Below are 673 nucleotides of genomic sequence, written 5' to 3'. Positions count from 1 at the left end.
CGAGTCATTCAGCACCTCAACGCACTGAACAGGTCATTCGGGTCCTTGGACGCACCGAACGGGTCGTTGGGGGTCGCGTGGTGGTGCCACGGGCGGGCGAAGCGGGCGCGAGCCCAAGGACAAGGGGTCAGACGAGGCGGCGGCGGGCGGCCCAGACGACGGCCTCGATCGGGGTGGAGACGCCGAGGTGGTCGCACACGGCCCTGGTCCGCCTGCGCACGGTGCGCCCGGACAGCTCCATCCGCCGCCCCACGGAGTCGATGGACAGCCCGGAGGCCAGCAGCCGCAGCAGCACCAGGTCCTCGTGGGCAAGCACCACGTCCGGCTCGGAGATCACCGGACTCCCTCCACACCTCGCCGAAATGAAACCTTTCAATAGCAGTTTGCGCATGGCGGAGCCGCACGTCAAGCACGCCGATAAAACGTTCCAATCAGCTCAGTCGCGGGCCTTGGACGGCTGCACGCGCTTGGGCTCGCCAGGCATCTTGGGATAGTCGGGCGGGTACGGCATCTCCCCCTGCCCAGCGCTGGCATCGCGCGAGTACCACTCCAGCGCGGTCTCGATGCCGAACGCCTCGTCGTCGACGGCCGCGTGCGCGTCCCCGCGCGAAGCCAGAATCCCGGGCACCGTCAACACATCGAAGTCATTGGGGTCCACAGTGGACAGATCATC

1 protein-coding gene and 1 pseudogene are annotated in these 673 nt (G+C 67.6%); both read right to left on the bottom strand.

Annotated elements, in window-relative coordinates:
• Positions 1–127: 127 nt before the first annotated feature.
• Entirely contained in the window at positions 128–337 is a 210-nt protein-coding gene (locus CCN37_RS37340) for a helix-turn-helix transcriptional regulator (RefSeq protein ID WP_246843547.1), read from the bottom strand.
• A 99-nt stretch (positions 338–436) separates the two neighbouring features.
• Positions 437–673 (bottom strand): annotated as a pseudogene (locus tag CCN37_RS37335) (ATP-dependent DNA ligase); the annotation flags it as partial.

The sequence above is a fragment of the Allokutzneria sp. NRRL B-24872 genome, assembly GCF_002155965.1.
GTDB lineage: Bacteria > Actinomycetota > Actinomycetes > Mycobacteriales > Pseudonocardiaceae > Allokutzneria.
This window is presented reverse-complemented; position numbering and strand designations above follow the sequence as displayed.